Source organism: Bacillus sp. EB106-08-02-XG196, assembly GCF_013396335.1.
In the GTDB taxonomy this organism is placed as follows: domain Bacteria; phylum Bacillota; class Bacilli; order Bacillales; family Cytobacillaceae; genus Neobacillus.
Window position 1 is genome coordinate 121,792 of sequence record NZ_JABWSY010000014.1, and the last position, 13,322, is coordinate 135,113.

The 13,322-nt window shown below is 35.2% G+C and carries 16 protein-coding genes, 1 pseudogene and 1 riboswitch; of the genes and pseudogenes, 5 read left to right on the forward strand and 12 right to left on the reverse strand.

All coding sequences use genetic code 11. The features are described from left to right. Positions 1 to 6: 6 nt before the first annotated feature. The 3 genes from MLOOGBEN_RS21200 to add form a co-directional block, all read right to left on the reverse strand. A complete protein-coding gene (locus MLOOGBEN_RS21200) occupies positions 7 to 414 on the reverse strand; it encodes a PadR family transcriptional regulator (RefSeq protein ID WP_179160265.1) in 408 nt (135 codons plus the stop codon). A gap of 2 nt (positions 415 to 416) precedes the next feature. Then, positions 417 to 950, reverse strand: a complete 534-nt coding sequence (locus MLOOGBEN_RS21205) for a sigma-70 family RNA polymerase sigma factor (RefSeq protein WP_179160266.1) — start codon at positions 948 to 950, stop codon at positions 417 to 419. A gap of 373 nt (positions 951 to 1,323) precedes the next feature. Beyond that, the gene (gene add / locus MLOOGBEN_RS21210) at positions 1,324 to 2,319 is read right to left on the reverse strand and encodes an adenosine deaminase (RefSeq protein WP_179160267.1); all 996 of its coding nucleotides are present in this window, start codon (positions 2,317 to 2,319) and stop codon (positions 1,324 to 1,326) included. 68 nt (positions 2,320 to 2,387) lie between these two features. Next, a riboswitch (purine riboswitch) is annotated at positions 2,388 to 2,486 on the reverse strand. A 225-nt stretch (positions 2,487 to 2,711) separates the two neighbouring features. On the opposite strand from add, the gene MLOOGBEN_RS21215 reads away from it, so the two are divergent. Continuing rightward, a complete protein-coding gene (locus MLOOGBEN_RS21215) occupies positions 2,712 to 2,852 on the forward strand; it encodes a dsRNA-binding motif domain-containing protein (RefSeq protein ID WP_179160268.1) in 141 nt (46 codons plus the stop codon). A 379-nt stretch (positions 2,853 to 3,231) separates the two neighbouring features. Here the strand turns inward: MLOOGBEN_RS21215 and MLOOGBEN_RS29425 are convergent. Then, positions 3,232 to 3,356, reverse strand: a pseudogene (locus tag MLOOGBEN_RS29425) (thioredoxin-disulfide reductase); the annotation flags it as partial. A gap of 71 nt (positions 3,357 to 3,427) precedes the next feature. After that, a complete protein-coding gene (locus tag MLOOGBEN_RS21230) occupies positions 3,428 to 3,901 on the reverse strand; it encodes a hypothetical protein (protein ID WP_179160269.1) in 474 nt (157 codons plus the stop codon). Positions 3,902 to 4,201: 300 nt separating this feature from the next. Here MLOOGBEN_RS21230 and MLOOGBEN_RS21235 point away from each other — a divergent pair, with 300 nt between their 5' ends. After that, positions 4,202 to 5,560 (forward strand): TrkH family potassium uptake protein, encoded by a 1,359-nt coding sequence (locus tag MLOOGBEN_RS21235; RefSeq protein ID WP_256989204.1) that lies wholly within the window; start codon positions 4,202 to 4,204, stop codon positions 5,558 to 5,560. A 286-nt stretch (positions 5,561 to 5,846) separates the two neighbouring features. Here MLOOGBEN_RS21235 and MLOOGBEN_RS21240 read toward each other — a convergent pair whose 3' ends face one another. Both MLOOGBEN_RS21240 and MLOOGBEN_RS21245 read right to left on the reverse strand, forming a co-directional pair. Continuing rightward, complete coding sequence (locus MLOOGBEN_RS21240; RefSeq protein ID WP_179160270.1) at positions 5,847 to 6,089, reverse strand: hypothetical protein; 243 nt, start codon at positions 6,087 to 6,089, stop codon at positions 5,847 to 5,849. A gap of 51 nt (positions 6,090 to 6,140) precedes the next feature. Continuing rightward, entirely contained in the window at positions 6,141 to 6,578 is a 438-nt protein-coding gene (locus MLOOGBEN_RS21245) for a VOC family protein (RefSeq protein ID WP_179160271.1), read from the reverse strand. A 270-nt stretch (positions 6,579 to 6,848) separates the two neighbouring features. On the opposite strand from MLOOGBEN_RS21245, the gene MLOOGBEN_RS21250 reads away from it, so the two are divergent. Beyond that, complete coding sequence (locus tag MLOOGBEN_RS21250) at positions 6,849 to 7,703, forward strand: cupredoxin domain-containing protein (protein WP_179160272.1); 855 nt, start codon at positions 6,849 to 6,851, stop codon at positions 7,701 to 7,703. 122 nt (positions 7,704 to 7,825) lie between these two features. Here MLOOGBEN_RS21250 and MLOOGBEN_RS21255 read toward each other — a convergent pair whose 3' ends face one another. Then, positions 7,826 to 8,479 carry a uridine kinase family protein gene (locus MLOOGBEN_RS21255; protein ID WP_179160273.1) on the reverse strand — a complete coding sequence of 218 codons (654 nt, stop codon included), beginning with the start codon at positions 8,477 to 8,479 and terminating at the stop codon, positions 7,826 to 7,828. Positions 8,480 to 8,644: 165 nt separating this feature from the next. Then, positions 8,645 to 9,124, reverse strand: coding sequence for a CBO0543 family protein (locus MLOOGBEN_RS21260; protein WP_256989205.1), 480 nt, complete (start codon positions 9,122 to 9,124; stop codon positions 8,645 to 8,647). A gap of 295 nt (positions 9,125 to 9,419) precedes the next feature. On the opposite strand from MLOOGBEN_RS21260, the gene MLOOGBEN_RS21265 reads away from it, so the two are divergent. Both MLOOGBEN_RS21265 and MLOOGBEN_RS28970 read left to right on the forward strand, forming a co-directional pair. Beyond that, on the forward strand, positions 9,420 to 9,608 hold the full coding sequence (locus MLOOGBEN_RS21265) for a hypothetical protein (protein WP_179160275.1): 189 nt from the start codon (positions 9,420 to 9,422) through the stop codon (positions 9,606 to 9,608). A gap of 164 nt (positions 9,609 to 9,772) precedes the next feature. Beyond that, positions 9,773 to 10,033 (forward strand): cupin domain-containing protein, encoded by a 261-nt coding sequence (locus tag MLOOGBEN_RS28970; RefSeq protein WP_218781272.1) that lies wholly within the window; start codon positions 9,773 to 9,775, stop codon positions 10,031 to 10,033. Positions 10,034 to 10,135: 102 nt separating this feature from the next. Here MLOOGBEN_RS28970 and MLOOGBEN_RS21270 read toward each other — a convergent pair whose 3' ends face one another. From MLOOGBEN_RS21270 to MLOOGBEN_RS21280, 3 genes are all read right to left on the reverse strand, one after another. Then, positions 10,136 to 10,756 (reverse strand): NAD(P)-dependent oxidoreductase, encoded by a 621-nt coding sequence (locus MLOOGBEN_RS21270; protein ID WP_179160276.1) that lies wholly within the window; start codon positions 10,754 to 10,756, stop codon positions 10,136 to 10,138. 350 nt (positions 10,757 to 11,106) lie between these two features. Continuing rightward, the gene (locus MLOOGBEN_RS21275; protein WP_179160277.1) at positions 11,107 to 12,057 is read right to left on the reverse strand and encodes a COX15/CtaA family protein; all 951 of its coding nucleotides are present in this window, start codon (positions 12,055 to 12,057) and stop codon (positions 11,107 to 11,109) included. A gap of 261 nt (positions 12,058 to 12,318) precedes the next feature. Further along, complete coding sequence (locus tag MLOOGBEN_RS21280; protein WP_179160278.1) at positions 12,319 to 13,293, reverse strand: Gfo/Idh/MocA family protein; 975 nt, start codon at positions 13,291 to 13,293, stop codon at positions 12,319 to 12,321. Between the last annotated feature and the right edge of the window lie 29 nt (positions 13,294 to 13,322).

The following is a 13,322-nucleotide window of genomic DNA, read 5'->3' on the forward strand; positions in this document are numbered from 1 at the left end:
GACCGCTCACCCCTCTAACAGTTCCTTAAATACAAATCCACGTTTTGTTCGCTTTTGCTCTGCATTACTCAATAACTTCCTGCCTTTATCCTTTAACCAATAATATTTAGCTCCAGATTCGTCCCAATTGGTTTCGATGCATCCAGACTGCTCTAAACGATGTAACACGGTATACAAAAAGCCTTCGTCCCCCTCAAATTTCTGGATTCCCCGACCTCGAAGAAGCCCTGTTAATTCGTGACCTGTTTTTTCTTGAACAAGTTGCTGCATGACTGCTAAAAGAATTTCCTCATCGCTTACGTCCAATTGGTTTATTTTCTTGTGTACTGCCTTTTGGTGCTGGTCTGAAAAGTTCAAGTCTGAAAAAGTTCTTCTATCCATTACCTTCTTTAAATTCTTTAAGCGATCTTCCACACCTATTCCTCCAATCTTTCCTTCAGAAGTTCCTTGGCCCGTCTTAGTCTTGTTTTCACAGTATTAATACCTGTATCCGTTACCACTGCGATTTCCTTAAGCGGCATCTCCTCATAATAAAAAAGGTAAATCACTACCCGATATTTAATCGGCAGTGTCATAATCGCTGCTATTAATTCATCGTCCTCTTCCTGTTGGATAACTGCCTGCTCAACAAGCTCCTTTTTGGTACCATTACTAGGCATTTCTTCACCGGTAATGACCACATTTTTGGTGTACCAGCTTCTATGGAAATCCTTACAATGATTAATGGCAATCCGCCACAGCCATGTCCTCAATTTAGATTTTCCGTTATATGTATGGAGACTTTTATAGCATTTAACGAAGATACCCTGCGTTAAATCCTCTGCAATGGCTCTATTATTCACATAGGAATAGGCCAGCTGTAAGATCTCCTGACCATACTGGTTCATAATCTCTTCCATTAGGAGTTCTTTATCTTCTGATAAAAATCCATCTAAAATCAAATCTTCCACTACCTTCACCCCTTCCTATACTTAGACGAAGTGTCCTGTAAGAAAGTTTTTTAGATTTTTATTATTTTGGCTCTGTCTGTTATTATTCATTGTTGATTTTCGTGTAGGGTTGAGAATTCATAGGCGGAGAATTTCCGGCTATTGTATATAGAGCATGCGTAAGAAGGTGATATAAACGGAGATATTCCGGTTAACTGCTTTAAATAAGACAAAATCCATGGATTTGGATACAATAAGCGGAAAAACTCCGCTTATATTTAAGGTAAATTGGCTATTTCCCAATTTAAACGGAAATTCTCCGCTTATTTTCTAAACACAGTGAAATCAATATTCAGTTTTAACAGAGCCTTTATTTTATAAAAACCACTAAACCTCATATATATTTTCCCAAGCACCATTCTTTAGTTTCTTGGTCGGCAAAGGATGCTTCTACACTATTTAAATAAATTTGCCGGTAATCTTCTTCGCTTAGATTAAATTCTTTGTTAACTAGATGGATTTCTTTTGCCATTGTAGTATCAGATACTGTTCTGTTATCCGTATTAATCGTCACTTTTACACCATCTTTATGAAACTTATAAATTGGATGTTCAGAATAATGTTGAACAGCTTTCGTTTGCACATTACTGGTTGGACACATTTCAAGCACTACCTGTCTTTCTTTCACGATCTTATAAGCCTCAGCACATTCTTTAATGAATACTCCATGTCCTACTCTTTCAGCACCCAACAGTTCAACAGCTTCTAGAACGTTTTTGCCAATTCCCGTTTCCCCGGCATGAATAGTGACTCTGTAGCCATATTCTTTGGCTAAGAGAATTGGAACTACGAATCTTTTACAAAAACCTTCTTCTTCTGAAGCACATAGGTCAATTGCCACTACACCTTTTCCAAGGAACTTTTTCCCCTTCTCAACCACCTCAAAGGCGCTTTCTACCGACATCGTCCTCATGCAGGATAAGATTATATTTCCTTTTATTTCGTAACAGCTTTCAGCTTCCCTCATCCCCTCTATAACAGATTGAATAACCTCTTCAACACCAAGACCTTTTAATGTGTGAAGTAACGGGGCAAATCTGACTTCCATATATTTCACATTTTCCCTTGCTGCATCCTCAAATAGCTCAAAAGTAATTCTTCTTAAGTTCTCCTGGGACTGCATGACCAAATTAGGAAGAGAAAACCTTTTTAAATACTCATCAAGGGATTCACATTCTAACGGAGCAACCAGTTCCTTTTGCAGCTCATCCTTATCATAGGAGGGTAACTGAATGCCTTCCTTCTGGGCAATATCGATAATCGTTTCAGCCCTAAGGCTTCCATCCAAATGACAGTGAAGTTCAATTTTTGGCAATGCTAAAAAGTTCATTTTTGTCCTCCTGAAATAATTTTTAGATTAGAATTCAGAAAAAAAAATTCCTGACTACGAAGAAAATACAAATCTTGTACTTTCTTCGTAATCAGGAATTTCGGTTCCTGGTAGAGACCTCCAAACCATATTATTGGAGTTATACGAAATTTTATTGAATTCTTTAACGTTTTTTAAAGGATAATAAAAAAAGTTTAGATTGTCAACAAGGTGCCTACACGAATAATTCATTTTGTTTATTGTAAAAGCATTTTCTACAATAACAATTATTATTTGCCTTCCAACAAACCTGACACTTGCTATTTATAATATTTCACCTGATTCATCCTTGCAAAAACTAGAATAAGAAGCGGCCCAGGACACAAACTATGCTAAAAAGGAGGGTGTATATCATGGATGAAAAGGGTTTAAAACAGAACGCTAGTAATACTTTACGCACGAATAAACTGAAACCTTTAGATAAAATAGCAAGCATTGATGAGCTGAAAAAAGAGCATGAACCAGAGTATGTATTCTTATATTGGGATCAATGAAGATAAGTATCTTCAGAAGAGAAAATGAAATGGATTATGAATAGAATAATACCAAAATAAAGCAATTCTTCTTATAGAGAATTGCTTTCAATCTGCCAAAATTAGCAGGAGGATATTAAATTAATGCACCCTTACTTCAATAAGCTATTTGTTTCACTAAATATTTTTTCCGAAAACCTGTTGAATCTACTTTCAATATGTAAACAGTGTCTAATATTGTTTTTCTCCATATTCCTTAATAATCCTGTAAAAGAGGACCCAAATACTTACGACCAATAATTTTCTATCACATCTTTTACATCATCTGCTCCGCCCATATAAATGCGGTCTTTAATTAATTCATGATAGTTCTTCGTAGTCATGATAATCCTCCACCTTTTTATAATGATTTACTCCAATCATGGTAGCATTGTTTTCTAAATAACGTTCAGCATCCAGTGCAGCCATACACCCTGTACCTGCTGCTGTAATGGCTTGGCGATATTTTTTATCTTGAACATCTCCACCAAAAACGCAGTCCCTTTTTCAACTCTTGCACTCTTCACTTAAGCGAATTAGTTCACAATCTTTTTATGCTAGTTGTCTGAGAAATTTTGTTTACCTTCAATAATGTATTGAATCCCATACAACAAAGGGGCTTTGTAAAAGAAATACAGAAAAAAAGGAAAATTACTTATTCGAACTAATTTAGCTACTTTTAACTTTTCCAGTAACTTTATTAACATAAATGCAAAAAATGCATTAACAGTGGCATTAAGTAAAATAAACTGTTTAAAATTCCCATATGTCCATTTTAATATCCACATAGACCCTACCAAAAACGGACCAATATTAAAAGGAAATTCGTTAAATAAATAAGAATTGGGTTTATTATAAAAAACCCACCATTTACGTCTTTTCCCAATTAGTACATTAATAAATTCAAAAAATACAATCAGGAGTGAAGCGGGAGCAAATCTTTTAATAGTATGTAACCCTAAAAAAGGTAATGTAGACCACGCCAGTATGACCATAGTAAGATTTAACAACCTACGAATCGTTATTGACACATTTATTAACCTCCTATTCCAAAAAGCTATTCCTACCTGATAAAGTCTCCAATCAAATATACTTGTATGTAGTTATTCTTAATTAAACCTGCTGCGTTTGTTCTATAAAAAATTCAACAAAAAAGGCGGTTAATCCTTCCTGGATAAACGCACCTGTTACTTAAAGTGAAACCGAAAGTCAATATGAATATGATAATACAATCACTACTGTTATTGATATAGCTTACAATGTCATTGCTTATACTAGGCATGTACCATAAAATGATTTAGTAACAAGATAAATGATAAAGAGGTAAAAAAATGAGATTAGATTCACATTCTAAAAAGAAGATGCGTTTTACATCCGTACAATTGCTTGTATTGTTTTATTTTGCAGCAGTTATCCTTTCGACTATATTGCTTCTTTTTCCTATTACATTGAAGGACGGAGCAGAACTATCACTATTAGATGCTTTATTTATCTCTGCAAGTGCTGTCAGTGTTACAGGGCTATCGACTGTATCATTAACAGAAATACTCAGTGTTCCAGGTACGTTTATTTTTGCATTTATATTGCAATTTGGCGGAATCGGCGTAATGACGCTTGGAACCTTTATTTGGCTATTAATGGGCAAAAAAATTGGCTTAATGGAAAGAAAACTAATTATGACGGACCAGAATCAAACGAATCTCTCAGGATTGGTTATTTTAATGCGTCAAATCCTTCTCATCATGATTGCAATTGAGTTAATAGGGACGTTGATTTTAGGGTTTTATTTTTTAAACTATTTCCCTACATGGGAAGAAGCGTTTCTCCAGGGCTTTTTCGCTTCTATAAGTGCAACAACGAATGCAGGCTTCGACATTACAGGTGAATCATTGATACCCTTTGCCAACGATTACTTTATTCAAAGTATTAATATCCTATTAATGATTTTTGGCTCCATCGGCTTTCCAGTCCTTATTGAAATAAAGAACTATTTTATTACTAAGCGGAAGAGGTCTTTCAGATTTTCACTTTTCACAAAATTAACTACCTTTACTTTTTTTGCATTAATCATAGTCGGAGCTCTATGTATTTATATCTTTGAGTCCAATCATTTTTTTGCTGATAAAGCTTGGCATCAATCTTTGTTCTATTCTCTATTTCAATCCGTTACCACACGCAACGGTGGTTTAGCAACAATGGATATGAATGAATTTTCTACACCGACGCTTTTGGTTCTTTCCTCTCTCATGTTTATTGGTGCATCTCCCAGCAGTGTTGGCGGAGGGATTCGAACAACGACGTTTGCTATCATGTTATTAGCTATTTATAGCTACGCAAAAGGTAAAAACAGTATTAAAGTTTTTAAGAGAGAGATTGATCCTCAAGATGTGACGAAAGCATTTGTTGTCATTACAACTGCTGCAATGATTTGCGGAATTGCAGTTGCTCTATTGACCTTTCTAGAACCGAAAATGAGTTTACTTCAACTTTTCTTTGAAGTCTGTTCTGCGTTTGGTACTACAGGTCTTTCTATGGGAATCACGGCAGATTTAAGTATTGGTGGGAAAATCATAATTATTCTACTAATGTTCATTGGGCGTATCGGTATCTTTTCCTTCCTATTCCTATTAAGGGGTGAAACAAAAGAAGAGCACTACCGTTATCCTAAAGAAAGAGTCATTATTGGATAGGTTATTCAGCTAGGGTAAGTACGGTAAGCATTTTCTAGTTGTATAGGGTGATTAATTACCTTATACAAACACTCTATTATCATTATGGCTTCTGTTAGCAGTAACAAAACTTAACAATGTTTTAGCATATTGTATTTAATAGATATAAATAAAATAGCCTAGCTCTCGCTAGGTTATATCTCTTTTAGCATTAACTTAATCGACTAACCTGCCCCGTTCGTCTAACAAGGATTAACAAAAAGGTGCGTTAATCCTTTACAGATAGACGCACCTCTTAATTGTATTTTTATTGTAGATTAAAGAAACAGTGTCCATCTAAAATATCTTGATAACGTAGTTGGGCTTTTTCGCCAATCTTAACTAATCCTGCAATATAACATTCTTGCTCACTACCTACATATAATTCAAAACTAAAGTCTGGTTCAGTTGTTGGTACGATATCACCACTATAAATATCTCCACTTTTACTTACCATATTAAAATTCATAATGCCATCAATCATAAAAGGCAGATTTTGCTTCTTCCCCACGTATAACCTCAGAAACAGTTAAATCGAATTTAATTAAGTCCCATTCATTATTTATCCGATTTTCTCCGCCAACTCTAAAATAATTCCCTCTGGACCACGAACGTAGCATAACTTATAACTTTCTTCATATTGCTGTATCTCACTAAAGATTTCAGTACCCTTCTTTTTCAATTTAGCAACAATAGTTTCAATATCTTCAACAGCAAAACAAATATGTCGGATACCCAGCGTATTTGCACAAGGTTGCTGAATATCTTTTTCATCTGACGGCTGATAAAATTTAACTAACTCTATCCATGCCTGACCACCTGGCATTCCCAATCCTACACATGCCGTTTTAACATCTTTAAGCCCCACTATTCTGTCCAACAGTTCTCCATCCAATTCCCATTCCGCTTGCACTTCAAGTCCTAAATCAAGAAAAAATGCTTTAGCCTCTGAAAGATCATTTACGTTTATACTCACATGATCTATTCTATTGATCCTCATATCTCCTACCTCCTATGTTCCTGTTATTTTCAATACCTGTATTTGTGTTAGATTTGTTTGGTATTATTTCGCTTAAAGCAGAAAATATCCTTCTTCAACAAACCTGTCCAGTTAGTACAATAAATTCAAAAAAATAAGCGATAATGCCTCTTGGACTATCGGACCTGCTAGTTTAATAAGTTTCCACAATATTTTTGTTGTTAATATTATCTAAACTAGTATAATTACCCAATGTAGGAGAAAAATTGAGATTGCAAGGGTGGAAGTAATATGTTACTTATTGGTAGTATTGGAATGGTTTTTCTATTATCAAGCTACATTATTTATTACACTTTCCGAAACAAAAACAGGCTTAGCTGTATGGCTGGAATGATGATAAGTATGACTAACTCAATGATGGTAAGTATTGCTATTGGGAGTATTTTAGGAATCCTTATTCAAAATAAAGATTTAACCATACCTACGATTATTTCTGTATCATTAGGAATGATTGTCGGATATATGACAGGTAGACCTGTTTCACTGATGGCATCAATCGACGGATTAACAGCAGGAATAATGGGTGGAATGATGGGTTCAATGTTAGGCGTGATGTTACAGCCAAAATCTATAGACGTTATGATTTACTTTATTGACATCGTGTTTGTAGCAGTAATGGTATTACTAATTCGGTTAATTGATGAAGAAACAAATACAAAAAATCAAGAAAGCATAAGTAAAAAGCCTTTAGTAGCTAACCCCTTTGTTTTAGTCATTATTTTAATATTTATGGGTGTTCTTTTATTCGGAAAAGGTGCGTTTTATTCCGATGGCAGTAAACAAGCGTCAAACGAAGTAGAGGATATTAAATTCACAGATACAAGTAGTCAGATATATGAAGTTATGGTAAAACCTACTGAGTATACCCCTAATAATATAGTATTAAAAGCTGAAACACCATCAATCATTAACTTTAAAACAGAGGAAGTTGGTTGTACGGGTATTGTCCTATCAGAGGAACTCGGGTTTAACATTTCATTAAAAGCACATACAAATAACTATGTTAATATTAAATCTCTCAAGCCCGGAACTTATCATTACGCTTGTGGAATGAATATGTACAAAGGTACAATAACGGTGCAATAGAATTTATTCAAAAAACCCCTTTCAAGAAGGGGTTTTTTGAACTATTTTTTCCTCCGTTAGTTAAATAAAAACCGTAGTAGCCTTTGTTAAACAAAAGCCACCCCGTAAGTTGAATAAGATATTTATTTAGTTCCATTAACAATAAGGTCTGCTCTTTCATAAGGTTTTTGTTCTTCAACATAAATGTCTTCTGAGATCATCCAATTATTTTCCCACATATCACGAGCCTCTTCCCCGTCTCTTTCAAGACCTCGTGAAAGTCTTATTTCTCGTGAACATTCAACCCATATTGTAAAGTCGTATTTATTGGCTAATTCATTGCGAATGGAATATACACCTTCTATTATGACAATTCCTCCGATTGGAACAGTATGCCATTCTGCTAAATCATCCGTCTCCCAATCATATCGCTGATAACACCCCTCTTTGTTTTGACTAATAGGTTCAAGAACTTGATTTAGTACACGTTTCCAATCAATATCCGCACCAATGTTTTTTTTTGCTGGATGTGTTTTTATTAGTTGTGAGGATGGTAAATAAAAATCATCCATATGTACAACAGTTACATTTGAACATTCATTTTTTAATCTATTTGCAAATGTACTTTTTCCTGAACCCCCACAACCATCTATTCCAATTAGCAAGGTCGACTGTTTTTTGGGAATTGAATTAATTGAACGAACCAATTGTACAAAATTATTAAATTCACCTTTTTTAATTTTGAAACTCACTATATCACCACTTTTAAGTTTGTTAAATATTAGTTCTTCAAACATTTAATCAAAACCTGCTTATTGAAGTGCTTCTTTAGTTGAAGAAGAAAAAAGCCTTACTCCTTATTGAAGTAAAGCACCCCTATAGTTTAAGTACAATTATTCACAATGTTAGCTTTCATAATATAAAGAACTCGCCTCAATAATCCTTATTTCTCATCTCAAGCTTTATTTCATTTCACTAATTTTCACATCAAAGATGCTTAATAACAATACTATAATCATTATTGATAATAGCCAAGCAAACAAAGGTTTTTTGTAATGAATAGGCAAGATAAAGAAAATAATGGCTGTAAATAACACAGACCACCAAATATTCCAACCATTATGGTATGAAATAAACCCAAACTTACTATTAAAATACTCTGCACATAAATATATTCCTACCCATAACAAAAACCATAATGAACGTTTTTTCCATCCATCAGGGAACCTCCCTAAGTATATTAATACGGTTGCAGAGTAGGATACGACCATAGCTAAAATTGTAATAGTAGTATGGTTAGGTAAGATTAAATCATGAAACAACCACATTGTTTTTTTATAGAGGAGAAAGTTGTATAAAAAATCTCCAATGATTAAGAAGAGTATTGTCGGATAATACAGTTTCCAATTCCTCCAATCCCCCCATTTAAACGCTGCTAACATATATAAAATATTGATAAAAATATACATAAGACCATCCTTTAAAATTAGTATTTCTATTTTCCCTCAATAACAGGAAATTATATAAATGAGATGGTCTACCCTTGTTGAACTAAACTGCCGTTAGCGAAAAAGAAAACCTTCCAAAATGACTGCTACGTTCTTAAAATCTTGCTGTTGAAAATCTTAAAGAAATATTTCAGCCTTCGAAGTCATAATTTGTTCTTCTTTTCTGCAAACTTTTTGGACATTTTCTTTCTATAATAATATTAGTAAATAACAATTTGGAGGAATCAAGATGAAGAAAATCATTGCAACTACTGCGTTTCTTGTTGTTCTGGCATTTAGCAGCTCAGCACTTGCTGCTGGAAGTGATGTCGCCCATTGTGCCCAAATGGGAGAAAAGGGAATTTCACAAAAAGCCAAGGAAATGACTAAGGGCGTTTCCGAATGTGCTACTATGCCTGATTGCCCAATGAATAATTAGGATTACAAACGTAAAAGCCAGAGAACCACTTCCTGGCTTTTACTGTTTACAGTAACCACATTTTAGGGGTAATACCTACCAGTGCTTTTTTTAATTCTCCATATCTCATTGTGCCTTCCGACATTAGTTACAATAAAATAATGGGCTTCCATTTCCCAACCAAGATGGAAAGTGCATCGTGTACTTTACAATATTCAGGTTTTATTTTCATCTTAACCTCCAATATTAGGGTATATTCAGGTTCGTCAGGAGATATTGTATCTAATACACTGAATTACGCATCTGTCACATTTTTAGAAATGATATTAGAAAAAGGTGCATATGTTATTCAAGACCTTCCTGATACCTATAATGGCTATGTTTATGTATTAGAAGGAAGTGGCACATTCGGAGAAAATCAAGTCGAAGCCACGCCACCGCAATAGCCTCTTGAAAATTAAACTCTTGCTACCCTTTAGTCTAAGTGCAATTTTTACAAACAATAAATTTCACCTTGTGACAGCAAGTAATAATGTAAGAGAATGTTATTAATAGGCGATTCCTACACGTGATTGGACATAATCGCTACTTTCTATCTGACGATAAGTAAATTCTGCTGTATCAGAAACTGATATTTTCATACCACCTTCTGGCAAAAAATTACGTTCAATTCGATATTGACCTTCCCTTTCTCCATCTGGTAAATATGTAGGACATACAATCGTCCAATCGAGTGTTGATTGTTTCAGCATATCGTAAACTTTATGATGTTCTTCTGCTGCACGGGTTGATTTACGTTTTGATTCACTTGACTGATAACGGATTACGGTTGGCGTAGTTCTACTTTGTAAGATCCCTGCGGTTCCTATCGTGATAATTCGTTTTATACCTTCGTTTTCCATTGCTTTGATAATTAGTGGCATACTTTCTGATAGAGTGGTTGTGCCATCAGTATTTAGTGCACTAATAACTACATCAATCCCATGCATTGCACGTACTATATCATTTTTATTTAAAACATTCCCTTGAATAATGGTTAAATTTTCACTATTTATTTGAAGCTTCTCTGGAGTGCGAACTAATACAGTAACATGATGTCTATCATGAAGGGCATAAGTTACTATTTGACTTCCAACTCGTCCAGTTGCACCTAAAATTAAAATATTCAAAAGTATAATCCTCCTTATTACGAATACAAATATTACAATACACTATAAAAGCTATTATTTCGTCTTTTACAGCACTCTTCAACTAAAGGCAGGTTAGCTTAAGTACACTTGTTCACAAACTTCATTTCATCTTAACACAATCTTCCATTACAAATTTTAGTGTTAATTTCCGCATGAAACGCTGTATATCCATAAAAAAAAGAGTGACAAATTCATATACAATTTGGCACCCTTTTTAAGTTATATTTTTAATGTTTGTGATAGGTAACGGAACTTTAAGAATAAGTTAACCTTATACTAAAGCCTCTTTTGTACCTATTACCATGGGCTGTAAAAAACCTCTCCAATGTTTACTTGCCAAATGGTTGTCCCTTTTTATCCGTCCACGGTTTCCCGGTGTTCTTAGCTATCGTTAACCCCACTATTAGTCTTGTGTCTGCGACAATCATGAACAATGCTGTCCCAATTGCAAGATGGACAACAGCCCATGGGATGCTGATATTGGTTATAATCGTGAGGATGCCACTTATTATCTGTATTACTACCATAGTAGCAGCAAGGAGTAACCGCACCTTCAATCCCTGACCCCAATTATTCAGATAAGCCTTAAACATTAGCAAAATAGTATATGCTGCCGTAATGACTGCCAATATTCGGTGCCCAGTTTGGAGGATTTCGGGTGTTGTTACAGGCAGCAGTGTTTCTCTACAATCCAGCCAGCCACATACCAGACCATAATATTCATGTTTAATAAATGCACCAAATCCCATGGTTAATAAAAGCAGGATGATCAATACATTTAACTGAAATACGATATTTAATTTCCTGTTATCACTTAATTTCGTTTCAATTCGAGTATGAGATTCAGTCCGATAAATCCACAACAAGACCAGCATGAACAGCATGGCTACAAGGAGATGAACAGTAATAATAATTGTCGGTAAATCCAGCACGACAACCACTGCTCCCGCTAATATCTGTAAAGTTAGTAAACTGATAAGCCAATTTCCTGCAGTTTGGAGTATTTTGTTGTTCTTATTCCGTTTGATTAGCACAAAGAGCGTCCCTACTAAAATGGCGAGCAGAAGACCTATGGCTCGATGCGCAAATTCTATCAATGTCTCATTTTCTAAAATAGGAATAACCTCTCCATTGCATAAAGGCCATTCTGGCCCGCATCCCATCCCCGATTCCGAAGAAGCAACATATCCTCCGAAAACAATTAGTATGTAGGTAAGTAAAACTGAGATAATAGCTGCTAGTTTTATAATATTCCCTCCAATCAGTAAGCTTTTAACCAAAGTTTACCAACAATTGAAAACTTTCAAAGTGAATCTAATCACTACTTTCTGTTTTTTCTAAAAATTCAATAATAAAATAAACAGCAATCCATGATTGCTGCCGTTGGAAATGAATAGAGATAAAAATACCTTCTATATATAATGTACGACAGTCTGAATACATTTTACGAACTTAAAATTATGTTTAACAAAACAAAAAGAGATGGAGACCATCCCTTTTTAACTTTCATACAATTATTTAATCGTAAACCCCATTGTCACTTATCTAATTTCCCCCATGACCCAGTTGGTTCTCGCACCTGTCACTCCCGTACTTGGACACTTTCCGCCGCCTCCTGTCAAGTCAGCCACAATCGTTTCTACAAGGGGTTGATGGACGTGCTGCGGTGCCTCATAGTTCCATTGCTCTGTTCCACTTGCAGTCGTCAAAACAATCGAATCATTACCAAAAGTGGAAAAAGTAATTTTTCCATTACTGCCAACGATTTCATTCACATCCACATCATCAAATGCAGAAAAACACCAATTTCCTACGCCGTGAATTCTAGATTCAAATTGATAGGTACCTGTAACGATATCCTCCGCATGATAATAGCCTGCTTGATTCGATGCAAAACCCTTAACCTCTTTAATTGGCCCCAGCAAAAAATCTAATAGATCAAGCGTATGACTGGCTAAATCAAAAAACAGTCCCCCTCCAGACAATTCAGGTTGAAGCCTCCACGGGAGATTTTGTAAGTCCTTCACATCTTCTGAGGCTTTTTGATATTGTGTCGTTGAGACGAAACGAACGTCTCCAATCTCTTTATTTTCCAACAGCTCTTTTACTTTTACAAATCGAGGCAATGCCCTGCGGTAGTAAGCAACATATAATGGAACGTGAGCCCCCTCGCAGGCATCGATCATTTCCTTGCATTCATCAAAATTGAGTGCCATTGGCTTTTCAACATAAACAGGTTTTCCTGCCTTCGCAGCTTTCATTGTATATTCTTTATGTGAACCCGGTGGTGTCGCAATATAGATTGCATCAACATTTGGATCGTTAATAAGTGCGTCAGCATCATCGTACCATTTCGGGACATGATGTCTTATTGCATAGTCTTTTGCAAGTTCACCAGTTCTACGCATAACGGCAACTAACTCTGAATTTTTTATTTTTTGGAATGCAGGCCCACTTTTCACTTCCGTCACATCACCACATCCAATAATGCCCCAGCGAACTTTGTTAAATTTCACGGCAAAAATCTCCTTCCTTTTTCATCCAG

Bases quoted from the DNA above. Each gene is read 5' to 3' on its own strand.
- MLOOGBEN_RS21235 (WP_256989204.1), top strand. From the start codon at position 4,202: ATGAGATTAGATTCACATTCTAAAAAGAAGATGCGTTTTACATCCGTA.
- add (WP_179160267.1), bottom strand. From the start codon at position 2,319: ATGAACTTTTTAGCATTGCCAAAAATTGAACTTCACTGTCATTTGGAT.
- MLOOGBEN_RS21260 (WP_256989205.1), bottom strand. From the start codon at position 9,124: ATGTTAGCAGCGTTTAAATGGGGGGATTGGAGGAATTGGAAACTGTAT.
- MLOOGBEN_RS21250 (WP_179160272.1), top strand. From the start codon at position 6,849: ATGTTACTTATTGGTAGTATTGGAATGGTTTTTCTATTATCAAGCTAC.
- MLOOGBEN_RS28970 (WP_218781272.1), top strand. From the start codon at position 9,773: ATGGAAAGTGCATCGTGTACTTTACAATATTCAGGTTTTATTTTCATC.
- MLOOGBEN_RS21255 (WP_179160273.1), bottom strand. From the start codon at position 8,479: ATGTTTGAAGAACTAATATTTAACAAACTTAAAAGTGGTGATATAGTG.
- MLOOGBEN_RS21245 (WP_179160271.1), bottom strand. From the start codon at position 6,578: ATGAGGATCAATAGAATAGATCATGTGAGTATAAACGTAAATGATCTT.
- MLOOGBEN_RS21215 (WP_179160268.1), top strand. From the start codon at position 2,712: ATGGATGAAAAGGGTTTAAAACAGAACGCTAGTAATACTTTACGCACG.
- MLOOGBEN_RS21265 (WP_179160275.1), top strand. From the start codon at position 9,420: ATGAAGAAAATCATTGCAACTACTGCGTTTCTTGTTGTTCTGGCATTT.